This is a genomic window from Haloferax sp. AB510, assembly GCF_024136985.1.
Lineage (GTDB): Archaea > Halobacteriota > Halobacteria > Halobacteriales > Haloferacaceae > Haloferax.
The window spans coordinates 1-25,098 of sequence record NZ_JAMYJY010000051.1 but is presented as its reverse complement, the minus strand read 5'-3'; the positions used below and the strand labels follow the sequence as shown (position 1 = coordinate 25,098).

At 54.5% G+C, this 25,098-nt stretch carries 19 protein-coding genes and 4 pseudogenes; 9 read left to right on the top strand and 14 right to left on the bottom strand.

Annotated elements, in window-relative coordinates; translation table 11 throughout:
• Positions 1 to 779 (top strand): annotated as a pseudogene (locus tag NKF06_RS11290) (AMP-binding protein); the annotation flags it as partial.
• A gap of 328 nt (positions 780 to 1,107) precedes the next feature.
• Here NKF06_RS11290 and NKF06_RS11285 read toward each other — a convergent pair.
• From NKF06_RS11285 to NKF06_RS11275, 3 genes are all read right to left on the bottom strand, one after another.
• Complete coding sequence (locus NKF06_RS11285; protein WP_253245436.1) at positions 1,108 to 2,043, bottom strand: 3-keto-5-aminohexanoate cleavage protein; 936 nt, start codon at positions 2,041 to 2,043, stop codon at positions 1,108 to 1,110.
• 148 nt (positions 2,044 to 2,191) lie between these two features.
• Positions 2,192 to 2,614 carry a TIGR03618 family F420-dependent PPOX class oxidoreductase gene (locus NKF06_RS11280; RefSeq protein WP_253245435.1) on the bottom strand — a complete coding sequence of 141 codons (423 nt, stop codon included), beginning with the start codon at positions 2,612 to 2,614 and terminating at the stop codon, positions 2,192 to 2,194.
• Positions 2,615 to 2,692: 78 nt separating this feature from the next.
• On the bottom strand, positions 2,693 to 3,529 hold the full coding sequence (locus tag NKF06_RS11275) for an alpha/beta hydrolase (RefSeq protein ID WP_253245434.1): 837 nt from the start codon (positions 3,527 to 3,529) through the stop codon (positions 2,693 to 2,695).
• 121 nt (positions 3,530 to 3,650) lie between these two features.
• On the opposite strand from NKF06_RS11275, the gene NKF06_RS11270 reads away from it, so the two are divergent.
• Complete coding sequence (locus NKF06_RS11270; protein WP_253245433.1) at positions 3,651 to 4,388, top strand: SDR family oxidoreductase; 738 nt, start codon at positions 3,651 to 3,653, stop codon at positions 4,386 to 4,388.
• Between the two features lie 50 nt (positions 4,389 to 4,438).
• On the opposite strand, the gene NKF06_RS11265 is transcribed toward NKF06_RS11270, so the two are convergent.
• The 4 genes from NKF06_RS11265 to NKF06_RS11250 all read right to left on the bottom strand — a co-directional run bounded on the left by NKF06_RS11265 (position 4,439) and on the right by NKF06_RS11250 (position 9,224).
• Positions 4,439 to 6,442 (bottom strand): TRAP transporter fused permease subunit, encoded by a 2,004-nt coding sequence (locus NKF06_RS11265; RefSeq protein ID WP_253245432.1) that lies wholly within the window; start codon positions 6,440 to 6,442, stop codon positions 4,439 to 4,441.
• An 87-nt stretch (positions 6,443 to 6,529) separates the two neighbouring features.
• Positions 6,530 to 7,579: a TAXI family TRAP transporter solute-binding subunit gene (locus NKF06_RS11260; RefSeq protein WP_253245431.1), complete on the bottom strand. Its 1,050-nt coding sequence runs from the start codon at positions 7,577 to 7,579 to the stop codon at positions 6,530 to 6,532.
• Between the two features lie 252 nt (positions 7,580 to 7,831).
• On the bottom strand, positions 7,832 to 8,554 hold the full coding sequence (locus NKF06_RS11255) for an aldolase/citrate lyase family protein (RefSeq protein WP_253245430.1): 723 nt from the start codon (positions 8,552 to 8,554) through the stop codon (positions 7,832 to 7,834).
• A gap of 262 nt (positions 8,555 to 8,816) precedes the next feature.
• Positions 8,817 to 9,224 (bottom strand): AraC family ligand binding domain-containing protein, encoded by a 408-nt coding sequence (locus NKF06_RS11250; RefSeq protein ID WP_253245429.1) that lies wholly within the window; start codon positions 9,222 to 9,224, stop codon positions 8,817 to 8,819.
• Between the two features lie 185 nt (positions 9,225 to 9,409).
• Here NKF06_RS11250 and NKF06_RS11245 point away from each other — a divergent pair, with 185 nt between their 5' ends.
• On the top strand, positions 9,410 to 10,315 hold the full coding sequence (locus NKF06_RS11245; RefSeq protein WP_253245428.1) for a DUF6282 family protein: 906 nt from the start codon (positions 9,410 to 9,412) through the stop codon (positions 10,313 to 10,315).
• 29 nt (positions 10,316 to 10,344) lie between these two features.
• On the opposite strand, the gene NKF06_RS11240 is transcribed toward NKF06_RS11245, so the two are convergent.
• Positions 10,345 to 11,112 (bottom strand): IclR family transcriptional regulator, encoded by a 768-nt coding sequence (locus NKF06_RS11240; protein ID WP_253245427.1) that lies wholly within the window; start codon positions 11,110 to 11,112, stop codon positions 10,345 to 10,347.
• Between the two features lie 899 nt (positions 11,113 to 12,011).
• On the opposite strand from NKF06_RS11240, the pseudogene NKF06_RS11235 reads away from it, so the two are divergent.
• Positions 12,012 to 12,119, top strand: a pseudogene (locus tag NKF06_RS11235) (IS6 family transposase); the annotation flags it as partial.
• A gap of 47 nt (positions 12,120 to 12,166) precedes the next feature.
• Positions 12,167 to 12,367: pseudogene (locus tag NKF06_RS11230) on the top strand (IS6 family transposase); the annotation flags it as partial.
• Here the strand turns inward: NKF06_RS11230 and NKF06_RS11225 are convergent.
• Positions 12,354 to 12,486 (bottom strand): annotated as a pseudogene (locus NKF06_RS11225) (IS6 family transposase); the annotation flags it as partial. The pseudogenes NKF06_RS11230 and NKF06_RS11225 sit on opposite strands and share 14 nt — an antisense overlap.
• A gap of 106 nt (positions 12,487 to 12,592) precedes the next feature.
• On the opposite strand from NKF06_RS11225, the gene NKF06_RS11220 reads away from it, so the two are divergent.
• Entirely contained in the window at positions 12,593 to 12,766 is a 174-nt protein-coding gene (locus NKF06_RS11220; RefSeq protein WP_253245426.1) for a hypothetical protein, read from the top strand.
• 669 nt (positions 12,767 to 13,435) lie between these two features.
• On the opposite strand, the gene NKF06_RS11215 is transcribed toward NKF06_RS11220, so the two are convergent.
• From NKF06_RS11215 to NKF06_RS11200, 4 genes are all read right to left on the bottom strand, one after another.
• A complete protein-coding gene (locus NKF06_RS11215) occupies positions 13,436 to 13,759 on the bottom strand; it encodes a hypothetical protein (RefSeq protein ID WP_253245425.1) in 324 nt (107 codons plus the stop codon).
• 113 nt (positions 13,760 to 13,872) lie between these two features.
• A complete protein-coding gene (locus NKF06_RS11210) occupies positions 13,873 to 14,205 on the bottom strand; it encodes a hypothetical protein (RefSeq protein WP_253245424.1) in 333 nt (110 codons plus the stop codon).
• A gap of 344 nt (positions 14,206 to 14,549) precedes the next feature.
• Positions 14,550 to 17,639, bottom strand: a complete 3,090-nt coding sequence (locus NKF06_RS11205) for a PKD domain-containing protein (RefSeq protein ID WP_253245423.1) — start codon at positions 17,637 to 17,639, stop codon at positions 14,550 to 14,552.
• 1,023 nt (positions 17,640 to 18,662) lie between these two features.
• A complete protein-coding gene (locus NKF06_RS11200) occupies positions 18,663 to 19,925 on the bottom strand; it encodes a methylaspartate ammonia-lyase (RefSeq protein ID WP_253245422.1) in 1,263 nt (420 codons plus the stop codon).
• A gap of 500 nt (positions 19,926 to 20,425) precedes the next feature.
• On the opposite strand from NKF06_RS11200, the gene NKF06_RS11195 reads away from it, so the two are divergent.
• The 3 genes from NKF06_RS11195 (at position 20,426) to NKF06_RS11185 (ending at position 24,085) form a co-directional block, all read left to right on the top strand.
• A complete protein-coding gene (locus tag NKF06_RS11195) occupies positions 20,426 to 21,193 on the top strand; it encodes an IclR family transcriptional regulator (protein ID WP_253245421.1) in 768 nt (255 codons plus the stop codon).
• A gap of 87 nt (positions 21,194 to 21,280) precedes the next feature.
• Positions 21,281 to 22,285 carry an asparaginase gene (locus NKF06_RS11190; protein ID WP_253245420.1) on the top strand — a complete coding sequence of 335 codons (1,005 nt, stop codon included), beginning with the start codon at positions 21,281 to 21,283 and terminating at the stop codon, positions 22,283 to 22,285.
• Between the two features lie 174 nt (positions 22,286 to 22,459).
• Complete coding sequence (locus NKF06_RS11185; RefSeq protein WP_253245419.1) at positions 22,460 to 24,085, top strand: Na+/H+ antiporter NhaC family protein; 1,626 nt, start codon at positions 22,460 to 22,462, stop codon at positions 24,083 to 24,085.
• An 852-nt stretch (positions 24,086 to 24,937) separates the two neighbouring features.
• Here NKF06_RS11185 and NKF06_RS11180 read toward each other — a convergent pair.
• Positions 24,938 to 25,098: integrase core domain-containing protein (locus NKF06_RS11180; protein ID WP_253245438.1), on the bottom strand; the 161-nt coding region annotated here is incomplete at its 5' end.

Below are 25,098 nucleotides of genomic sequence, written 5' to 3'. Positions count from 1 at the left end.
CGACCGGCGAACCGTGGGACCCCGAGTCGTGGATGTGGTTCTACGAGAACGTCGGTGGCGGCGAAGCACCCATCATCAACATCTCCGGTGGCACCGAAATCTGCGGCTGTTTCCTCATGCCGATGCCCATCCAGCCGCTCAAGCCGTGCAGTCTCGGTGGTCCTGGCCTCGGGATGGATATCGACATCGTAGACGCTGACGGCGATAGCATCGCAGAGACTCACGAACGCGGCTACCTCGTCGCACGCGACTCGTGTCCGTCGATGACGAAATCACTGTGGTCGGGAGACGACCGCTACCTCGAGGAGTACTGGTCGACGTGGGACGGTCTCTGGGACCACGGCGACTGGGCACAGAAAGACGAAGATGGACTCTGGTTCCTCCACGGCCGGGCCGACGATGCGTTGAACGTCGCCGGGCGGAAAGTCGGCCCTGCCGAGATAGAAAGCGTTCTCATTGAGCACGATGCAGTGAATCAGGCCGCCGCTGTCGGAGTCCCTGACGACACGACGGGAACCGCTGTCGTCACCTACGTCGTTCTCGAAGACGGCGTTGACGAGAGCGAGGACTTGCGCGACGAACTACGTGCCCTCGTGGGCGAAGAACACGGGAAACCATTCCGCCCGCGGGAACTCTTCTTCGTCTCGGAGTTTCCGAAGACGCAGTCTGGAAAGATTATCCGTCGTGCAATTTCCTCTATTTACCAGGGAAAAGACCTCGGAGACATGAGTAGTATAGAGAATCCAGAGGCGTTAGGCGAGATCAGTTCAGCCCGCTGAAGGCTTCTATCTGTTTCCCCCTGCAGCGACGTTTCTCGGTGTTTCGTCGGTTCATTCGCCTCCGAATTGGTTTCGACAGACTGGGTGCGGAGCTGAGGCTATCTCTTATACGTACGCGATTGGGATCCTGGTCTCGGAACTCGAAGCTCTTCTCGCGAGACCGCTAGCGCGGTGTCCTTGCCCGCTTCGATTCCAGAGCAACAGCTGAACTGTATCAACAATCTCCTACAGAAGAGCGAAACAAATATTCTGTATTCACCTTCATCGTATGTTTTAGCTCGAACGGGGCCGGGAGATAGTAAAAGAGCTGCAGTATTGAAGCTGGTGGTCAGAAGTTGACTGCGTCTTGGCCCTTGAGACCGAGGAAATCACGTGTCTCTTCAGGAGTAGCGATATTCCGTCCAGTTATCTCGGAAATTTGTTCGACCATTTTCTCTACTTGCTCGGCGTTGCTTTTTGCGAGCTCTCCTCGGCGGAGGTAGAGATTATCTTCTAAACCAACGCGCGCGTGACCCCCATTTACAACGCTATGACAACAGAGGGGGAACTGCATCCGACCAGCACCGACCACAGAGAACGAATAGTCATCCTCGAAGAGGTCCTCAGCAGTGCCGATCATGTGCTGGAGGTGTTTTGTACGAGCCGCGACTCCTCCGTGAATTCCAAGAACGAATTGAAGATGAATTGGTGTCTCGATAATACCGCGATCAACGAAGTGCTTGGCATTATAGAGATGCCCGACATCATAGCACTCAAGTTCGGGTTTCGTCCCGGCCCCGTCAAAGAGCTCAATGAGGCGTTCGATGTCTTCGAATGTATTCGGGAAAATCGTATCCCGAGTACTTTCCAGATAGTCTACCTCCCAATCCATCTCAAATTCATCGACAGCATCGAGGATCGGGTAGAGCCCGAAATTTATCGATCCCATATTACAGGAGGCCATCTCGGGTTCTAGTTCAGGGACTACTGCCGCACGTTCATTAACCGACATCGTAATTGCCCCCCCAGTAGTCGGTTGCACGATAGCGTTGCACTGAGATTTGATCTTCTCTGCCACTTGTCGGAAGAGGTCGAGGTCCGAGGAGGGTTCACCAGTTTCAGGGTTTCGAACATGAATATGAATGATACTGGCTCCAGCTTCTGCAGCAGCTATCCCCTCTTCTGCAATTTCGTCAGGAGTGATAGGGAGGTGGGGAGACATTGAGGGTACATGGATCGAACCCGTGAGTGCACAACTAACGATAGCCTTGTCAATCTCTCGCATACGGTAGGCTGAGCGGCGAATCAATTAAACATTTCGGTCAAGCATCGGCTATGACCAAATCCGGTTCGCGATTGGTAGTTCAGCGGCTCTGTCCTCGAAGCTACTACCCTCGCCCTGTTATCAGAGAATAAGTGGGAAGCTTCGTATTCTACGACGATTCCGTTTCAGCCATATCGAAGTCGACGGACGTGTCGATTATTTTAGTCGGGCGAATCCGCATCAAGAGCCGATCAGAATCAGTGATAGGGTGCTCGTCGATGTCGAAGTACTGTCTGGACATCTGGTTAAGGAACTCCAGAGCCCCATCCGGGGTGAGCGACTCTGTTTCTCCCTGTATCGAGAACGACCGCGAGTAGGGGTTCGAGAGATCTATAACGGTCAATGCGACCCGCGGTTCATGTTTCACGTTTGTATGGCGCTGTTTATTCGGGCGACCAGCAACAAGGAAGTGCTCGCCATCATACCCAATCCAGACCGGCACGAGGTGTGGCTGGCCGTCCGGCTTGACACTAGCAATGTGACCCATCGGTTTCTCGCTAAGCAGAGCGTCCAACTCGTCAGGGATACCCATAGTACTCCTATTGGACAGGACTATGAATAGTCTTGGGTTGCGTTACCATGATGAAGATGAGATGAGGTATCGAGTGGTTCAGTCAAGAAACGCGACAAGCGCCTCCCGATATGCCTCTGGGCGTTCCTGCATCACCCAGTGGTACGAATCTGAGAGATAGCGCTTCTCTGCGGTCTCTACTGATTCGGCGAATTGGTCAGCATATCCGATGTGCTGTCCACTCCCCGGAACTCCCCAAAGGAGGAGGGTTGGTGCCGTGATCTTCGAGTGGTGAGGGACCAGTTCTAGAGTGTGATTTGTATTCGTCGATACTGCGTTCCGTGAAAGATCAGATACGTCGCGTTCAAGGAACGGGGCAACCATCCCATCGAGAAATGTTTCGGTGGCACGGTCCTGGTTGTATAGCCCGCCTGTGAACAACGAGCGGAGCGTCGAGTCTACATCCTTGTAGGTCATGTTCTTACCCTTCTTAGGCAGGCCAAGTGTGGCGATAGCCTCAATGGGCCATGTATCGAATATCGGTGCGTTCGACAACACAAGCCGGCTAACACAGTCGGTCAACGTTGCCAATCGTAGCGCGACACTTCCGCCAATATCGTGACCCACGAGTTGAACCGAGTCGTATCCGAGCTCGTCAAGGAATGCCAGCAGATACTCGGCTTCGGCACGAACCGACCGATCGTATCCGCCAGGTTGGTTGTGAAGGGTGTACCCGTATCCGGGCAGATCAGGCACGATTGCATGTTGAGCCGCATCGAATACATCTCGAAACAGGAATCCCCACGTGGGAATGCCATGTAAAAACACCGTCGGTGTAGTGCCTGACCCGTCTACGTAGTATGCGACATCGAACTCATGGTAGTCCGTCTGGATAGTGACCGATTCTTGTCCAGCACGCCACTCTTCATGGTCCATGTGATCATAACTCACTATCACTACTTCAACCCTCTCCTCAGTAGCGTGAGTCGCCTGCTCAAGCTACCCGGTCCTCGCCTATCGTCAATTTGATATGGTATCATCCCCCACACAGGGGTGCATGTCGACCGATCTCACAGGAGCCGTCGCAGTCGTTACTGGCGCGAGCAGCGGCATCGGACAAGCAACGAGCGAGGCGTTAGCCGCCGAAGGTGCTGCTGTCGTTCTCGCCGCTAGAAGTGAAGAGACAATAGCTGACTATGCTCGCGAGATACGAGAAGAATACGAAACTGAAGCATTGGCCGTCGCAACGGATGTAAGTGAGCCGGCGGCCGTCGAAGCGCTGGTTGAGACCACCGTTGAAGAGCTAGGATCGCTCGATATCTTAGTCAATAACGCGGGGACAGCCGGTGATGGAACAGTAGCAGAGATGCCCCTTGAGGTCTACGAGACAGTTACCGGTGTCAACGTCAACGGTGTGTTCTACGCCACGAAGTTCGCTATTCCGCACCTGCTCAAAACGGACGGAAGTGTCATCTACATCGGTAGTTTCGCCGGGAACTATCCGCGGCCGCAATTTCCGGTCTACGCCGCCACGAAATGGTGGGTGAAGGGGTTTGCTCTGAGCGTCGCTGGGAGATTTGGCAAGGAGGGACTCGGAGTAACCTTAGTGAACCCGTCTGCTGTTCGAACGAATTTCGAGACTGAGGATTCTACATTCCGCGAGGAGTACAGCCACGAAGAAGCGATAGAGCCGGAAGAGGTAGCTGATCTGGTGGTGACCGCGGCGAAGCAGCGCTCACCAATCTCGCTCAATTCGGTCGATATCTACAACCGGGATAGAATGAGTAATTTCTGAGAGCCGATTAATCGAAGCGTGAGAAGGCCAGTCGCTTCTTCAGACAGCCTTCACTCGCGTACTTGCGGCCTCTCAACGAGTCTTGGTCGCGGCTGATGAATACCCCACTTGGCTCGTTGACCGAACAACAAAATCACGAACCCAACGGCAGCAGCGGTTCTGACGATTTCACCTGGGTACACCATTGCGATGATGCCAAGAGCAGCGTAGATACCCCTGAGCGCGTAGCTGAACAGCCGATTCATCTCGTTGACGTTGTAGTTCAGTGCATGGACTAAGCAGATGGCTCCGACCATCAGGAGTACCGACGAGTACAGCGTCTGCACTGCAAATGGCTCCGTGATTATCTCAGGGTTGTAGACGAACGCGAACGGCAGGACGAACAGCGTGATAGCAATGCGAACCGCCTCGAAGGCGCTGGCCCAAAAGTCGGACTCCGCGATGCCGGTCGTAACGATGACGTTCATCGCTATTGGTGGTGTGATGCCCGACAGCATCGCCGAGTAGAAGACGAAGAAGTGGGCCGCAAGGACAGGGATGCCGTACTCGCCAGTCAGCGTTGGGGCGACGAGTAGGGCAACGATCGTGTACGCTGCAACCGTCGGCATCCCCATCCCGAGGATGATACAGATGAGCATCGCGAGCACAATGCCGAATAACATGATACCTCCGGCGAGTTGGAGGATGTAAAGTGAGAAGACACCGGGCATCCCGGTCGCGTTAAGCAAGTCAACGATGCCATTGACAACAGCGACGATAATCATAATCGGGGCGAAGAGTCTGAGTCCGTACTCCAGCCCATCGATGGTCTGCTGGAGGCCTTTCAGAAACGGCCCTTTGAGACCGTTCCCTTCAAGTGCGCTTTGTACGACTGGAACCCCGACACCGAAGACGACCATCGCAATCGACGCGTACAGCCCAGCGGTGGAGACAGTAAGCCGAGCGATGCCGAGCGCCCAGATCAGGATAAGGAACGGGGTTCCGAATTTGATAGCATCCGCAAATAGGTCGCGACGCGTTTTGAGTTCTTGATTGAAGAGCGGGTGGTCGGGCTCATCCTCGATCTGATCGACATCTTCTGGCGTCTCCCGCTGTGAAATTGCGCGATAGTGAACGCCTGAGGCGACGGAAACATAGAACACGAGTGCGGGAACGAGCCCTGCCACGAGCACTTCGACATAGGAAATAGAGAGTAGCGCAGCCATGACGAACGCGGTCGCGGCCATCACTGGCGGCATGATTTGCCCGCCGGCTGACGCAACAGCCTCAACCCCGGCTGCAGTCTTTGCTTTGATACCGTCTTTCTTCATGAGTGGGATGGTGAACGATCCCGTCATCGCCGCGTTTGCAATCGCCGCACCAGTAATCATCCCGATGATAAGGCTCGCGATAACGGCTGACTGGGCCGCGCCAGATCTCGAGTACGTCCGCGCCCGCGCCGCGATTCGCTTGATGACATCGAAGGCACCGTAGGCCCGGAACAACCCTGCAAAGAGCATCAGCATGGCAATCCAGGCCGCCACGAGCTGGGTGAGCGATCCATAGATACCCGCGAAGTCAAGGCTGCTCGCGAGGATGATGCGCTCCCAGGAGAACCCGCCGTGGTTGAGGAGCCCTGGGAAGTAGTTCCCCCAGCGAGCGTAGATGATAACCCCGAAGACGACCCCGGTAAACGCTAATCCGAACTCGCGGTAGGTCAGGTAAATGATGATGAGTATCATGAGGGCAGCCATGAGGTACTCATACCAGAGTGCGTATCCCACTCTGACGAAGAACAATGTATCGAAGATCGCGAGAATGTACCCAGTCATTAGGACCGTATACCCAAGGATAAAGAGCAGTAGTCCGGTCTCGAGATAGTTCTCATCAGCCATGGTATCACGCATCTGAGACAGTGTATACGCGACAACTGAGGCACCGAGGATGACAACACCAAACTTCGGGCGGGATATCCCGAGTGTTATCGTGTACCAGGTTACGATGGCCCAGAATACCACCGTATACGGTAGTGAGAGTCGACCGAGGATGTTCCGGCTTGATTCGGAGATGTTCATAGCGTTTCGTGGGATTGGACCATAATTTAGATTTGGACTCGTTTCCTCAGTGTTCGCCGCATACGCTGTTGGACTCTCTGGATCAAGTTATCCTTCCTCCCAACTGTCCTTCCATTCGTCGTTCTCTTTGAAGAACGCGGCCGCGCCCTGATGGACCGGTTCGGCGTCGGTGATACCGATTGTCATGTTCTCGATGCTGCCATGGTCCAAGTACCGTGGCTCGGCTTCTTTGAGCGCCTCCATGTTGTTGTGGGAGATTTGGCAGAGTTCCTTTACGGGTGCTGCAGGGATGTCGCCACTGAAATAGAGATTGACGTCGTAGTTGTAAACGCCAATCTCGTCTGCATCTAGAGTCTCGTCTGTATCTCCGTAGAGCGCCTCGGACTCGACGGTTTCGTAAATGGTCCCCGGCTGCTCCTCTACGGCCGCTTTGAACTCGTCCGACATCTCTACCAAATTAAATTCGGCTCGCGAAAGGATGTCTAGGTAGAGTCCACCCATACTGTTGCGATTCAGGCCGAATGCCGCGATAGCCTTCACTCGGCCTTCCTCTACAGCACCTGCGACGTCGCCAATACCGATAGGGGAGACGTTGCTCTCCATCTCACTCCATAGGCCGACCTTCTTGAACAGCCGTTTGGTAAGGTCATGCATCCCCCACGCTGGTGGGAAGAGCCAGACGTCCTCGCCTGCGAGGTCATCATACGTTTCAATGCCGCTTCCTTCTACGGCGAGGATATGCATCTGGATGAGCGCCAGAGTGAACCCTTGCTGTCCTAAATTATCGACACTCCGCTCAGCGAATGCCCCAAGATCGTTGTGGGATAGCCAGTGAACGTACGATGCCGACGTGTAGCCATCAATTTGGTTGTCGTTGAAGAGGAACACGTTCGGCGGGAAGCCCGCCGTTGTTTGTCCCGTCAGCTCAACTGACTCGCCGACGTTGCTTACAACGGACTGGAGGGCCTGGCCGGTCGTCGCACTAACGGTGCCCTGAGCACCTAGGCCAAGTGAGATCGTAGTGCTTTGCTGGTTGCCTCCTCCATCGCCGCTACCGCTGTCATCGTTGTTTCCGCCATTGCTGTCACTGTCTCCGTTCCCGTCACCGCCGCCTACACAGCCCGCAAGTCCGGCCATGCCGGCGACTCCCGCTGACGCCGCTTTGAGGAACGCTCTACGGTCTTGCTGTCGGTCTCGCTGTCGGTCTCGCATATGTACAGGGTGTCAATTGTTCACATTCCATAATAAGTTTTCTATATAATTATGACAATATAGGTGGCCACGGAGAGTGACCGTTCCGACGGATGGTATAGATGCAAGGAGTCACTAGATTCGGTTGTCGCTGTGCCATTCTCAAAGACCCTCAAACCAAGTCAGGTGGCTGGTGGTTCACTCCAGAGTATCGCTATAGCGCGATGTGAGTGTACCGACATCCGACCCGAAGATGAGGAATTCAGTCTCACTCCGATATCGATTAAGGTCTTCCGGGGTTCCCGCGTACATCCCAAGGCCACAGTCGAGAGGTGCGACTCGCTCAAAGATTTCGTCCACCATTTCATCAACCGTCTCATCACCGATGGGAAGGTCGTGCGAAAGTGCCAAGTCGGCCGGTCCGACCATAATGCTTGTAACTGCATCGACCGATGCGATCTCCTCGACATTCTTCACGCCCGCCGGGGACTCGATCTGTGGGAGTAATACCAGATCATTATTCACCCACTCTAGGTACTCTTCTCGGTCTCGGTTTCCAAATCGGCCCGCACGGGTTGACATGGCATAGCTCCGGTTTCCCTGGTATCGAATCGCGTCGGCGATCTCGGTTATCTCGTCCGCTGTGTTCGTCTGCGGAATCATCAGCCCCTGAGCTCCTAGGTCAAGGATATTGACGAACAGACCTTGATTCGCTTTATCAATCCGAACGACGGATGGAAGCGAATTCAGTTCGCCTGCTCGAATCACGGACTCCATCGTCTCAAGATCGGGGGACGCGTGCTGGCGATCAATGAGCAAAAAGTCTAGTGGCGTGTGACCAAGTGCCTCGGCGACCATTGCGGAATTACTCTTGAAGAACGTCCCAACCGAGGCGGGCCGTTCGGCGAACAACTCGTTCATTTCTTTACCACCCATTCCGACCACCGATGAGAGATTTCGTGATAGTGGTTCTCCACCGCGACGTGATCGGGAAGGGGATCAAACTGGTCCAGACTGGCTTACAGTGCATATCCACTTTGAGCCAGAGAGTGGAAGCCGCATACCATTACAGATACAGGAAACATCCTCCGGATGATGGGTGGAAGTTCGGGGCGGACGCTGGCGGCCCCCGCTTCGAAACGCCTGGTCGAACTGTTTCTGCCCTATCGGTAGTGGGATTGCTTCAGTCGTTGGTAGTTACGAATTCTCGCTGGTAGTCCGTGTGTTCCGCATAATCTTCCCGCATCGGGAAGACGTCCAGGTTGATGACCGTTTCCTCACATTCAGGGTCCTGTTCGGCGTAGTGCTCCACGTCAGGAGGGATCAGGAACATATCTCCCTCGGAGACGTGGATACGCTCATCGCCCACGTTGTAATATACAGATCCCTGGATAATGTAGACAATCTGCTCCCAAGGATGACTGTGAGGATTCGTTTCCAGCTCGGTATCGGGTTCAATGGTTGCCGTGCTTAGCAGAGTATCCACCCCACGGAAGATGTGTAAATCCACTCCCTGGCGGATGTTGTAGGGCGGTATCTCGTCGAGATTGTACACGGCTGGTATCTCTTCCTCTTGGTATTCTTTGACCATACCGACTTGTCGGTTGCACAAGCCACTAATTAAGAGTTGTGGTCATCACAACTCGAGTTGACCAGTTGGGTGCGTCGCCGTTCACCATCCATACTTGGGTCGTAATCCGTCTCAGAGGGGTAGAATCGGCTTCTGAGGGGTCCGGTGACGAGGATTTATATATGATGGTCCCACTCAACTGAGGTATGACTGAGCAAAGCAGTCTAGAGAATGTAGTGGATCTGCACGGCCACTGTGGACCGTCTCCGTTCAAACGCCGTGTCGACGCCTATGAGTACGCTCGTGAGGCAGCAGAGGCAGGGATGGACGCAGTCGTATTTAAAGAGCACTTCATCCCGACTGTATATGGTGTCCCCTTCGTAGAGCGGTTACTCGAACGGGATGGACTAGACATTCTGCCGGTTGGTAGCGTTGTCCTTAACTACTGCAACGGTGGCTTCAACCCATTCATGGTCGAGACAGCTATCGATTATGGCGCGAAAGTGATCTGGGCACCAACTATTGATGCTCGCAATCACGGTGAGAAAACGGAGGGGGTCGGGAATTATGCATCACTCATTGGCGGCGGTACGGACAATATTGGCCCCGAATACGACGGGAAGACAGGCCTCTATGCACTTACTGGAAACGGAGAACTCAAGGATAATGTGCGTCTCTGCATCGAGAAAATCGTCGACCACGATGTGGCACTATTCATCGGTCACCTCACCTTTGAGGAGACGCGAAAGATGGTGCAGTATGCCGACGAGCTCGGACACGACAAGATGGTCATTGATCATCCGAACTTCTTCATCACAGACTTCGATCACGACCAGCAAAGCGAACTGGTGAGCATGGGTGCCTACATGAATCTCCCCTCTGCGGCATTAGGTCCGAAGGTCCACTGGCTGTCACCAGAAGAGTTCTATAACAGCCTCCGAGCCGTCGGTATCGATAATTGTGTCGTGTCTTCGGATGTTGGGCAACCAGGAAACCCGACATCTTCGGAGGCCCTCGAGTTGCTTCGTTCCAACCTGCTGGATGAGGGTCTCTCGCCGGAGGAATTCAGGACACTATCTGTCACTAATCCCAAGGCGATACTGGGTATCTGAACCCCAGCAGACTAGAGATAGAAGAGCGACTAGATTTCTGTGCTATTTAGCTCGATAATATTAGCGCTCCGTTTAAGCAGTTCGGGGTACTCCTCCTGCAGTTCCGACTGCGACATGCGGCTAGCTGGGCCGAGGATGCATAGCGCTCCCGCGACGTTATCACCAGTTCCGGTAAGGGCCACTGCAACACCCACGAGACCCAAGATATTTTCTTCGCGATTGAACGCAACGCCTTGTTCTCGGACCGACCTGATCTCTTCTAATAAATCGTCTCGATTCGTGATGCTGTTCTCAGTTTGAGGTTGGAGCCCATACTCGTCAATGTAGGTTTCAACCTCTTCATCCGTCCTGGCCGCAAGAATCGCCTTCCCAGCCGCTGTTACGTGCATTGGTGTACGATATCCCTCATAGAACGGCGTCTGAACGGCTTTACCGCCGTATTTAGCTGTGAGATTGTAGGCCAGACCATTCTCGGCTACACCGAAGTGTGCGATTTCTCCGGTTTGATCGGCTAGGTTCTCCAGTTCTTTTTCGACTACATCTCGAATCGGATACCGACGCTTTGCGGCCCGAGCAGTTTCGAGGAATCGAAGCCCGATTTGGTATTGATCTCGATCCCCCTTAACCACGTAACCGGCTTGACGAAGTGTGGTTAGATGGTTATAGACGGTCGTTTTGGAAGCCGGCACCTCGTTTGTAATCTCCGTAACGCCCGCACGGCCCATATCTTCGAGTGTTTTGAGGATTGCCATCGTGGTTTGGATTGCGTTCACCGGTTTGCCGGACGCGTTCTTCATAAGCAGCGTTAGTCTTCTCTGGTGTATAACTGTTTTGTCTGTCGAAATACATCGTGGTATACGTTTACATGCGCCACAGAGAAGCAGGATAATTCGCACCTGTTTTGCTCTGGTAAACAGACCCGTGTCACACTATCAAGAAAGTGCCAAGGATGTCGCCACGACTCCGGAATCTACCAATCTACGCAGGAGGGGGCGTACTCGGGATTCATGAACCAGTCTTAGGTGACTAGTTGAGGTTCTCTCGTTCTTCGGGTCGATTCGAAGAAGGACCAGTCGAAGGAAGTAGATATTGAGAGGCACGGTTAGAGGTGGTTACGAAACTGCGCAGAGACGCAGTAATGAGGTGCAGCCGGTATCACAGACTCACTCGCGTTATGTTTCATCTGATAAAACAGTGCACCGTCTGACCCAATATCCCATTCAAGGGATAGTACCTCCGGTCAGTTGCAAAAGAAGTAAATATAGGACCAAAGACCAAACATACATTATAAATAGTTGCCTTTGCTGCAGAGATCTTGAATCTCTTTTGGATGAAACCGAGTAGAATCGGCGAGTCATTTTTATTAGAGAGGCTGGAAGACAGTCATTCGATCACGGCTCCCGTTACAAAGATACGATTGTAACGCAGAAAGAGTGCTTCACTGTCTCTTCCACTCCCGTTACAAGGACAGGATTGTAACGCAGAAAGCGTACTTCACTATCTCTTCCCCTCCCGTTACAAAGATACGACTGTAACGCAGAAAGCGTACTTCACTGTCCCTTCCCCCTCTCTACACAAGGGCAGGTAGCCGATCCAGACCGGTTGGACTACAGCAATGAGTAATCCCCAAAGATATAGTAACCGTTAGAAGGCACTGTCTAGATAAGGAATGAGCAGGTCGAAGAGTTAGTGATCTATGCTACTCTCAAACCTGCTCAAAGAGAGTTTAGACACTGCTACGCTTGAATGTTGGCAGAGGGAGCAGACGGCGACGTTGACGAGACGCTTTGCGTCTCGTTCGCACACCAGAAACCAGAGGTTTCTGGGGACGTTCACGAGAGCAAAGCTCTCGTGCAGCCCATCAGAACGCGAAGCGTTCTGAGGACGCCCGTTAGGGCGTTCGCCGTCCGACTCCACGCTGCCGGTCTGTCGCTCAGAGAGACAGAAGCGATTCTCTGTCTCCTCGGCGTAGAACGCTCGTTTCAAGCGATTTTCCAGTGGGTACATCGGCTGGTTGACAGCGTGTCGGATCCGCCGACGGCGTCGCCTCAGGCGGGTTGTGTCCGCTGTCGGCCAGCCGATGTACCCAGTACCAAACAGCTTGGTGAAAGCGCTCAACGCCGAGTAATCGGAGAATTTCTTTTGTCTCTCTTAGTGATGCAGGTGGTCGCCTGCCTCGCCGAAGCCTCAACCCGTCTACGGTCCGGCTGGAAGGCTGGTGTTGAATTTCCAGACCTGTTGGCCGTCCTCGGGACGGGCGTGATACTCGCGCTGCTGGTGTTCGTCGCCGGCGCGTTCGCCATCGGCTACCTCCTCGGCGGCGCGGAAACCGGTCGCAAGTCGGTGTTGGGGCTCGGGACGGCACAGCGGAACATCTCCGCCGCGTTAGTCGTCGGCGCGCAGAACTTCCAAGACCCGGACGTGCTGACCATCCTCCTCGTCGGGGGCTAGTGATGCTCGCGGCGCTGATGGTCGCGGGCGGCGAACTCGGCAAACGAACTCCCCGGAAACAGAGCCGACCGGTTCAGAGTGTTGAGCCCGTCAACGACTGACATGGATAGGAACGCCGAGGCGGAGTTACTGCGACGGGGTACACCTTCGGTTATAATGTTATAAATTGGCACTACTAATATAGGATTGGGTGGAATAACGAACACACATATGTTCTGTGTTTCAATAGAGGAACGCTTATGAGCACAATATAGAAAAAATACCCACTTACTAGCAATAGTATTTTAAATAATATAGATTATTCAGATTATCTAAATTTGTTACCTATGTTCTGTCGCCGATCTTCGACACTAACATTTCTATAATTACACAATACAAATGCTCGGGAGGTACTGTGTCACCGTTCGTTTCGAGCGAGCGCCAAAGTACGACCACCGTAACGATTAGCTCGTCGTCGTCCGAAACACATCACGACGAGAGTCCCGCGTCGCGGACGGCTGGATTCAGTCCCGCGATGACTGCATTAGTTATCCAGAAGATTGCTCATCACCGGTCGAGATACCCGAACGATGATCACGAGTATCGTCGGAAGCGGAATCACCACCGGTTCATCGGGGAGAGCGGCGTCTCACTCCGAAAAGTCGGCATCACGATTGAGTCGTGGAGTAGTCAGGAGACGAGTTGGTCGATAATCTCTTCCTCTGCGGCCTGGGTCTTCATCTCCTCCCACGTCTCGAAATCAGTCCTGGCGGCGGTATACTCGTTGAGACGGTCACGCGAGATGTCCTGTGCGTCGTCGATGTCGTCGAACGCCCACGGACTCTGGGTACAGAACGCGTCGAACGAGTCGAACTCGGTGTGGTCGCGCATGAACGACTGCGAGAAGAGGGCGTCCGACTGAACACGGGTACCCGCCTGCAGTTCACCGATTCGGGTGAGTGCGTTCCCGACTCGCTCCTCGAGGTCCTCCAGCCCGGCAATCTGAAGTTCCATAGCGGTGGTGGCGTCTCGACGCGGGTAAAAGCCACGGCCACAGGGGTTCGACAGTCTGTCACGCAACAGGCGAAAAAGGAGCACGTCGAAGCCCGGCGACTCGATTCGACACGTCACGCCTGCTCGGGTAGCTGCTCCCACAACCCCGGCAGGTCGTCGATTCGCCGCCAGCCGGCGGCTTCGTCAATGTCCTCCTCGACGACGGTGATGTCTGTGAAGTAGTCGTCGAGAACCTCGACCCGTTCCATCGCCAGCGGTGGGGAGCAGTAGTCCTCTTCGACCCAGACTGCCTCTCCGCTCGTCGAATCGAATCGTGCGTTCTCCAGCGCCTTCGCCATCGCGCGGCCGAACGGCTCCAACGCTTCGATCTCGCCGCTTTCGAGTCGAGTTCGGAGGTCAGACAGTCGGTCACGCTTCGGACGGGCTTGAACGAATCGCTTGGCCATACCCACACAGACGGACCGGTCACTATTCAACCTTCGAGCGTGTCGCAACTCAGTCGTGGTCGACGAGGAGATCGGCGTTCCGAATTGGGTCGTGAGGTGAGTGATTATGATGACGAGAGCGAGGCGGTACGCCGTGTTCAAGGTAAGACCGCACCAGTATTGCAGTACTCTTCAAAACAGCGTCGTGTCCCGGCCGAGGGCCGAGTAATCCATAGCAGTTGTGTTCGTCCCGTCTCGTAGAAAAGACGACTCCTCCAGCCATGTCCAGTTGGTGGTTATATCACCGCAACTATCCACCTCGGAGGCCGTTCACACTGTAGTCCGGAATCTCCATTTGAATGTGCTCACTGGCGTCGTACTGCGATGACTGTGAGCAGTATCGCCACCACCGCACCGACGAGACCAAATCCGGGACTATCTACGTCGGTCGAGAACGGAGTCTCCGTTGAATTATCACTAGCTGCACCTTGCACGTTCTCGGATGTGACGACATCTGTCGGCGTCGAGGCTCCCGCCGCTTCCGACGCTTCGACAACTACGGTCTCGGTGACGTTCGCTGTTTGACCCGCGTCGTTGGTCACCGTCAACTCGACTGGGTACGTGCCCGGTTGGTCGAGGACCATCGTCACAGTCTCACCAGACTGCTGACGTCCAGCCACCGACCACTCGTACCTGACGAGTGCTCCGTACGGCGTCGACGACTCGGTCGCGTCGAGCGCGAACGCTTCACCGACCGCGACCGTTGTCGGCATCGACGAGAGCGTTGCCTCGGGTGTACCGACAAGCGTGGCTGAAAACGGAGAGAACCCAGTCGTCGTGGCTTCGACCGTGACTGTGCGATTCGTCTGGTTCACGACAGTCGTATTCAACAGACGCCAAGTCCCGTTGGCGTGATGAGCGACTCGGATGGCGGTTGCAGCCGCGCCCGCGGTCCGCACATCTGCCCGCGGGAGCTGTAGTTGAACGGTTGCAGACGCGTTTTCGGCCGGTGGCGACCCGGTTAGCTGGAATGCGACGAGCGACTGTCCGGGGAGGGCCTTGGGTACTGATTCACTCGTGGCAAATTCGACCACAGTGAAGTTGCCTCGGACCTCCGCATCGGCTCCGAATTGAATCCGAGACACGGTCGTGTTCTGCGTGAAATTCACCGAGACAGGTCCGGACTGATTTGTCGGAAGCGACACTCGCTCGGCGTACGTCGGCGTCGCGTTCGCAGGCACGCCGAACCGTTGTCGAATTGCAGACGCGTTCTCGAGTATCGTGCGTTCGCTATCGCCGGTTCGTTGGACAGTAAGTGTGACCGTCGCCTCGTCCGTCTCACCGTCTTCGTCGCTCACCTCATACGTGAACGAGTCCCTTCCGGTGAACCCGTCGGTTGGCGTGTAGGTGAACGACCCGTCCGAAGCGAGGTCGAGCACACCGTTCATTGGGTCGCTCACGACCGACACCGAGAGGGAGTCCACCGCGTCGTCGGGGTCGCTATCGTTAGCGAGGAGTCCGCTCTCGGTCGTCACGTCGAGTCGCGTCTCCGCGGAAATGCTGTACGAATCGTTGTTCGCAGACGGTGCGTCGTTCGAACTACCCCACGTAGCGCCGCCACCGCCACCGACTTTCTGGACCGTCACGTTCAGCGCACCCGTGTCGGTATTACCGCCGACATCCGAGACGTTCAGCGTGACGGTGTAAGTACCGGGGTCGGCGTAGGTGTGATTCGGCGTTGGGCCGGTCGCAGTCGGCGACCCGTCACCGAAGTCCCACAGATAGGACGTGATGCCGACGGTGTCGGTCGATGCTGAACCATCGAATGAGACCGGACTGTTCTGGTCTGCCGGGTTCGGATTACTTGTTGGCATGGCGACGGGTGCGCTGGTATCAATGACGAAGGTCTCGCCGGTCGTGTAACTCCCGTCGGCGCTGCCGGATTCTCCGCCTTCGACCAATCGATTACCGTCACTATCGGTGATACTGTCGTCGTCAACGAGATCGAGTCGGAGGGTCCCGTCGGTCGAGATGTTAGTGACGGAGACGACGTAACGAACGTCACCCCCGGCTACAGACACATCGCTGTCGGCGTTCGCCGTCGGCGTACTGTCGGTCCTCGTTAGCGCGAAATTACTCGCATCGACACCGGAGACGGATTCCGAGAACAGCACGGTGAACGTCACGTTCTCAGAAGTAGTCACTCGGTTAGTCGGGCTGTTTCGAGTGACGGATTCGACCACCGGCTTTGCGATACCCTGCGCTCGCAGCTGGTCACCCCGGTTGATCGACCGCAGTATCGGGTAGCCGTCCGCCGCCGCGTCGGTGTCCTCGCTCTCGACGGTCTCCCACGTATTCGTGAAATCGAGGCCGGGCATGTTCGCTTCCGCGCTCGTGCCCTGCATCTCGGGAGCGGGGTCGGTGTCGGCCGTCGCGCCGAAGCTGCTGACGTTGGTCACAGTTATCGGGTTCCATCCATCGCCCGTACTTACAGTCTCCTCGTTCGTCGTACCCACGTCCCAGTAGGCCTGCTCCACGGTGACAGGCTCAACAGCGGAGCCGCCGACGAGGCCACCGATACCTTGCGTCTCGTCGTCGATGCTGAGGGCACCGGTGGCGTACGAACGCCGAACCATCCCTCCAGAGTCCATCTGGAACGACCCGAGCAGTCCACCGACGTACCAGCTCGCAGTAACCGTGCCCGTGGCGTAGGATTCCGCTATTGTTCCCGTGGAGACGCCGACGAGTCCGCCAGCAGAAGCACCATCGAAACCGCCCCCTTCTCCGACGACGGTTCTTGCAGCGAAAGAGCGATTGACCGCTCCCTGATTGAAACCGACCAGTCCGCCAATCCAATCGGTCCCACGAGTGCGCTCCCCGCTCACGGAGGAGCGACGAAGCGTCCCATCGTTCCGGCCGACCAGGCCACCAACCCGCTCGTGCCCGGTGGTCGCGCCAGTGGCGTGGGCGTCCTCGATCGTCCCCTCGTTATATCCAGTGAGTTGTCCGACCCTTCTCGTTCCGGTGACGAACCCGCCCGCGAGAGTGACGTTCGTGATCGTTCCTCCCGAACCGACCTCACTGAACAGACCGACGGAGTACGTCCCTTCTCGGTCGATAGTGAGTCCCGAAACCGTGTAGCCGCTTCCGTCGAACGTCCCGGTGAATTCGTTGTTTTTGTCCCCGATTGGGTCGAACCCAGCGCCGCCGTTCCAACTGTTCGTCTCGCTCGCGTTGATGTCTTCGGTCAGAACGTAGTTGTTCCCGAGTCCTTGGTTCTCGAGACACTGGAGTTTGTCGAGGCTGTCGACCTCGTAGTAGGTCTGCCCCGAAATAGTCTGGTTGGTCCACGAAATGGCGCTACACTGCGAGGCGTCCGGCATGTCGGCGGTTGCCGCCCCTGAAAAGGCGGTGACACCGACAAGCAACGAAACGATGAAGAATGTTATTACCACGAGTACCCGTCGACTGCCCATCGTACCCATTCAAACACTTACTCCGTCTAATCTCCGGCTGCGTCGACCGTGGTCGACAGCCGCCCGTAATGCGCTTCCACCCATATATTCAGTAGGGGTTAATCCGCAATTATAGTCATCGGCTGAGATGATGTTTCACGGCGTGAGACACCTGTCACCCGAACAATCAGAACCATTGCCACGGACACCGGAGAGAACTAAATACTTAGTAATAATACAATAGATAGTAAACGTTCTCAAAAATAAACTAATATTTGTTTATTTTGATTTTGCCACGACTTTGAACATATTAGCATGGTAGAGGTGTCCAATACATACAATATTATAATACCTTCTACGAATTATGAGTACAGGCGAGTTTACGTTGAAGATATGAGATCGCTTTTGATCTGGCTTCGTCCGACAGGGTCACACTCAATCCACATCGAAAAGAGTGGTCTAATACATGTATCAGTCGTCGAGAAACACGACGTCTGAGAAAGGCATTCTATAGTCGGGAGAAAATATAGTCACTAGATCAACACTATTCGTTCCAAACAATTTGAAATCTGAGTCTACTTTCGCCCCCAACAGTATTGTGTTATGAAAGAAATATTATCTGCTATCAGTTTGATAGCAATCTCGTTGATAGCAACTGCTTCAAGATTTCCTAACGTGGGTTGCAACCAATGCCAGACAGCCCACACAACAATTACTAAACAACCTAGTGAGGCTGTTCAACGCGAGCTAGATTTCGAACGCACTAAGGGTACCCGCAGAACGCTTCGTGTTCTGGAGGCCACATACGAGCAGATCTCGCCTATACCGTACCATGCATTCACGCTAATTTCTAAACCCGCCGCAACACACTCGTTGAGAGCCCCACGAGCGTCACGACCAATTTTTCTCAACGACCTAGTCCTTCAGAAATAGCGTAACTAGACAGTACTCGGCACACAGCTCAGATAACGAAATACATGTGACACTGATTGAGATAGACGAAGTGGATGCTGGTCGCCTAAACTACTGAAGTGCGGCTTGTTGGTCCTGAGTTACGATTCGGTTGAGTGTTCGGGTCATTTCGTTCTGCACGATCATGTACGCTTCGTCGACACCCATGCCCGGCCTAGCGAGCAGTTGAATCGGCTGAGTGGCGAGGGCGACATGCGTGCAGACGCGTGCGGAGACATCGGTTTCCGCACAGCTACCTCCGAGATACGCATCCGTGCCGGTCCCCTCACAGTATTGGACCGCAGCAATGCTCTTTGTGAGTTCACCGAGATCAGGCGTCTTGATCTGCACGACATCCACTGCGTCGGCATCGACGAATGCGGTGATATCGTCATAGGTGTTACACCACTCGTCCGCGACGATCGAAACTGGAACGGCTGCATCGGCGAGTCCATCTCGGAGCGCCCCCAGTACGGTGATCTGTTCGCCTCTAGAGTCGGCTTCGATCGGGCTTTCCACCTGAAGTGTGTACGGTGCTGCGGCTTCATGGAGCGCAGCGAAGTACTCGACCACCTCGGGACGACCGTACGGCGGACCAAATATCTCTCCAATAGTCCCGTATACGTCTACGTGAAACACCGGCTCATATCCGGGTGCACCGAGTTCCGCCACTCGGTCACTCAACCACGATAGATACTCCAAAAGCCGCTCCCCACCGCGTCCTGTTTTCTCGGCCGAGTTGAAAAGCCCATGTGGCAGTACCGGGACACCTTTGAGAATCATCTTCTCCGCATTTCGACGCCGGCTGTCGCCTGTCTGCGTGAAAATTGGAACCGGCTCAAGAGTCTGAGACAAGCCGTACTCGTCGAGAATCACCTCGGTCATTGTCGTTGAATGGGCCTCTGCCGCCGCAGCAAGTAGCGCCTGGGAAAATCCGTAGCGAACTGCGGTGTGAAGTGGGTCACCTGATTCAGTGCTGTCTTGGATGGCTGCCACGTTGTCGGTGAAATTACCCGCATCCCGACCGACGAGCGCATCAGAGAGTGTCGATTCTACGAGGTCAGCATGAGTTTGTGCGTCGAAGAATAAGTCACGCCCACCGAACCCGGAATACTGAACTGCTGCGCAGTCACCAATTCCATAGCGCCCGTTGTCCAGCTCAATGACGATACTCAGAGCCTCGGCCGGTTGCCGAACCCGTGAGAAGCCGTCGGTCACTGGCTGCCCTGTATAGGAGAACCCATCTGCCGTGGCGTTCCGAGTGATGGCCTCTTTATCATCGAAATAAAAACCACCGGCTGTCGGAATCGCGCTAACGTCTGCTATTGTTGGCATACTACATCAACGACCATGTTTGACGGAGGATATATACGTGTCGCTATGACAGACGGTCAGTAGTCAATCGACGTGATCCATTAACCGGGTCGACGAGTTCGGCGTGAACAGAGATGCTTCCCCTAGATTCGATTGCTCAGTAGAACGACCACAATATTCTATAATACGTAGAATTTCTTTCGTGCTTCGAATGCGTGTACAGTTGGCAACGGCACCATCTGTACCCGATAGATTACACACATATTCGTGTAATCTTTGGATTCCCGATCTCTTGTGTTGTGTCTGATCCGCTCATGAGGGATGATACTGAATACGATTGTCCGGGTTAGCTGTACGCCTCGTCGTTAGCGAGCTCAGCACGGGTGAGTCCACAAACCATGGAACTAATCGACTGGTCCCACCCACGGGTGAACAAACGGTTTCCGGTTCGGAGCGTGGGTAGTACCACTCGATTACTGAGTTCCATAATTCATATAATCCCTCAGTGAGAGTGCTAGACAATGACTGATGACACACAACTGTTGACGACAACCAACACATCGCTGGCGGTGATTGACGCGCTCGTACAGCTAGACGGTGCGACAGCGTCGGAGGTTGGTGCCGAACTAGAAATGTCCGAAAGTACAGTGTACAAGCATCTCCATACCCTGTCAGAACACGGGTACGTCGTCTCACACGGGGGCGAGTACGAACTTGGCGGGCGGTGGTATCACCTTGGAATGTACGTGCGGAACCGAAGCAAAGTGTACGAACTCGCCGGCAAGTACGTCACCGACCTCTCGGAGCGATCGAACGAGGAATCTGATTTCGGTGTCGAGGAAAACGGTCGGATCGTTACATTCTACAACTCGGTTGGAAGCTCCGCGTCACCGAGCTCCCGCCTCAATAACTACGAATACATGCATGCGACTGCCATCGGCAAAGCAATTCTCGCTCGACTCCCCGAGTCACGAGTCGACTCGATTATCGACCGGTGGGGACTCCCCGAACTCACAGAGCACACGATTACCTCCCGAGCGGCGCTCGACGAAGAACTCACACGAGTACGAGAGCAGGGGTACGCGATCAACGACCGAGAGTCGATACCGGGAAAACGCGTTACTGGTGTTGTCGCCGAAGACCCGTCGGGTGGGATCATCGGCGGGTTCACGATTTCCGGTCCGGAGTACCGGACTGAAGACGCCGACTTGCACCGAACATTCCCAGACATTCTCCGACGAGTCGTTTCGAACTTCGAAGACGAACTCGAATCCCAGGAGCTGGTATAGTTGCGAGGAGACACGGATGATTCCATCCGTCAAGCAGGTTTTTACTGAATCATAATTCATATCACGATGTCTCCGGAAGTGAGAGCTATGCCGTCTGTAGGAGTCATCGCCACCGGTGGAACGATAGCGAGTACTGCGACCGAGAATGGAGCAGTGCCGACGGAGTCCGTCAAAGGGCTCATCCAGTCGTACCCGTTTGCCGTCGATGAAATCGATATTCAAGTAGAACAGGTCGCACAAGAACCCAGTTCGGAGCTGACGATTAGTGACCTCGTTGCTCTCCAAAAGCGCGTTCGAACCGTCGCTCACGAGGTTGAGGGTATCGTCATCCTTCACGGAACGGATACGATCGAAGAAACCGCGTATTTCCTTGATGTCGTCTTAGACGTAGATATCCCGGTCGTGCTCACGGGGTCTCAACGGACGCACGACCAGATTAGCCCCGATGGCCCAGCGAACGTGAAGGGGAGTCTTCAAACAGTCGCGCATGGTCACGTCAGTGACGGCGTGTTTGTATTTTTCAACGACCAACTACACGCAGCGAGAGCCGTCAGTAAAGTACATAGCAGCAATCTCGCCGCGTACACATCCGGTGATTATGGACTCGTCGCCGAGCGCACGCCTGACGGTCTCTGGTTTTATCGCCAGCCGGAGAGCCTCTCGAAGACGATTCCAGTGACCGAGATAACGGCGACAGTGGAGTTGGTGACTGTCTCCACGGACACAGGTGGCGAGCAGATTTCGAATGCAGTCGACCGAGGCGTCGACGGTATCGTGGTAAACGCACTCGGATTAGGAAACGTTCCGCAGGCGGTTGCGACTGCGATTGCATCCGCAATCGAACAGGGAGTAACGGTCGTCGTCACAACCCGTTGTCGAACCGGAGCCGTGTCTCCAGTGTATGGTTCTGATGGTGGGGCCAAGGTACTCCAGGAGGCAGGAGCCCTCTTTGAATCGAACCTCTCTGCCCACAAGGCCCGGCTGAAGCTACTCGCTGCACTCTCAGCCGAGGAGACTGATGAAGATATCCGAGCCGTATTCGATCCCCACCGATACGACGGTCACGGATACGTGGACACCGAGATTTTGTAGCCCGTACCCCGGAGTTCACGCAAACGAGATACTCAGTTCACGTTCAACGGCCGGTTCTCCCTTCGCGTAGATTGTCTAGGGCGTTGCGGAGCGAGATGTGACGACCGTTCCGTCGTGAAAGACAATGATGAACCGAAATCTATTTATTGGATACTATGAGAACTATTCTCTGTCATGCCCGGAGAAGCATACGGCTTGATAAGCTTACTTCCAGCGTTAGTTGCGATTGGACTCACACTAGCGTCACGACAGGTCCTGCTGTCGCTGTTTGCAGGAATCTGGCTCGGCGCAACGATTCTCGTCGGATACAATCCTGTTTCGGGGAGTGCTCGTGCGTTGGAGTTCGTGGTATCGAACGTCACCGCGACGTGGAACATGAAATTACTGTTGTTTACCCTCCTTGTGGGTGCGATGCTTGGGATGATATTCCTCTCGGGAGGCATGTCCGCACTAGCAACCCGCATTGCCAAGCGGATTCAGACCCGAAAACAGGCCGAGTTGGGAACGTCGATACTCGGGATGTTAATCTTCGTCGACTCCTATGCGAGCACGATGATTACTGGCTCGGTGATGCGCCCGATCACCGACGAGTTCGACGTCTCACGGGAGAAACTCGCCTACATCCTTGATTCGACGACATCGCCGACCGCGTCTATCGCTGTGGTATCGACGTGGCTAGGATTTGAGGTTGGCCTGATTAAACAGCAGTTCACCGAACTTGGGATTCAGGCTGATCCATTCGTGATGTTCTTGCAATCGATTCCGTTCCGATTTTACAGCCTGTTGGCAATCGCGCTCGTGTTCGTTGTCATCATCACAGATTGGGACTTCGGACCCATGCAGGCTGCTGAGCGGCGTGCAGAGCGTACTGGAAAAGTCCTCCGCGATGGGGCCGACCCACTCATCGAGACGCAAGAAGACGACATTGTCACGCCTGACTCGGTCTCCCCGCGATGGTGGTACTTCGCCGCGCCGATCGTCTCCCTCGTGGTTGTGACAGCGATAAGCCTCCTGTACACCGGCGGTCTGACCGTCAGTGGCTTCTTTGGCCCGCTCACAAACGGGAATATCGATGGAAGCACTACTGCACTTGTGGATTCGATTTCGAATGCATCCACGGCGAACGCCATTCTATGGGCAGCGTTCTCAGGCGTTGTGACTATTTTCAGTATCCTCGTTGGCCACGCACGCGTCGGTCTCGAACCGATTTCCGACGCAATCTTCGAGGGGTTCAAGATGGTGATGTTCCCTGTCGCCGTCCTGTCGCTCGCATGGTCGATTGGTGCAGTTTCCCAGTCGATGGGTGTCGGTCCGTACATCGTAAGCGTCGCAGAAGGGGTTATCACCCCCGCAATGCTTCCGGCGATCGTCTTCATCGTCTCGGTAGTCATCTCGTTTTCCATCGGCACATCGTGGGGGACGATGGGTATCCTGTTCCCGGTCGCAGTTCCTCTCGCACACACGCTCGGTGCGCCGCTGCCATCCGCAATCGGCGCGATCCTGACCGGGGCACTCTTCGGTGACCACTGTTCGCCGATCTCGGATACGACCGTACTCTCGTCGATGTTCGCAGCGAGTGACCACGTTGACCACGTCAACACCCAGATACCATACGCGGTCTTGGCAGGAGCTATCGCTACTGGGCTCTTCCTCGCAAGTGGTTACGGAATCCCCGCTGTCCCCGCACTCATCGTTGGACTTGTCGTACTCGTTGCCGGAGCGTACGTCTTGTCCGAACACGTTAGTATCGCGCGGTTCACGGTATACGATTCCGATGCAGACTTCGGTGCCGATGATTGAGTAAGCATGTAGATGACAAGGTTCGATCGGTACAGACCGCTCGTCTCCCGTGCATCAGAAGGGGCCACAACGGCTTGTGTGCTGGACACCCCTCTGTACTGGGGACGACGTCTGCTCCTCGATCAATGTCGCTCTGTTGGCCCCGAGTTCGTGGGCACCTGATGCAACTGTTTTTGAATATGAATGGAGTATGAGATGGGTTGGTTAAACAACTAGTGGTCTGTGTAACTACGGTTGAATGTCGGATCGCACAGAGATGTGAAACCCGACCACGTTTTCTATTCAATCATACAAGTTAATGTCGTTTTCAACACACAATTGAAACTCGATACTTCTAGCTAGTGATCTTCCCAAGGTGGGTTCGTGCCTCGAGGTTTGATGTGTTGTTGGTGGCATACTATTGTGTTAGTAATACAAAATAGTGTGAGCGATTTCCTACTTGCGTACCAACGAATTATGGACGGTTCAATCTGCATATTGGCAGTACAGAAAAGACGTTTCGATACGATTTCGATCGAAGCGATCAACGCAACCATTCAATCCTAATCAAAAGAGTATAATTCTCTAGTTGTAGTATTTAAAGAGAGATGTAGTGTCAAAAGGATAGTTTCTGCACGCTAATCCAAAAACACAGAAGCCAAAGTGGCCGATCTTTATCTATATGATACAATATTATGAATCAACTATACATCGATTTTATTGTATTGTATACACAATACTTCTCGCCAATGATTTTGACCGCGGCCCCGTCAACCAGACCTGCCTCGGCGTTGGCTCAGGTAGAGTGCAACCACGTTCTAGCAGAATTCACAATTTGAAATGTTTTTTAGATATCTCACCCAAGGGTACTGTCTAGTTAGTCGCCTCCTCGACCGGTGTTCGTCCGTCGAGCGCTTGATGCGGTCTTTGAAAGTTGTAGTATTGCGCAAATTGTATGAACCACTCGCGGACGCTTCCGTGACTGCCCACCCACGAATTATGGAAGCGGTCGACTCGCATTTTGAGGGTGTGAA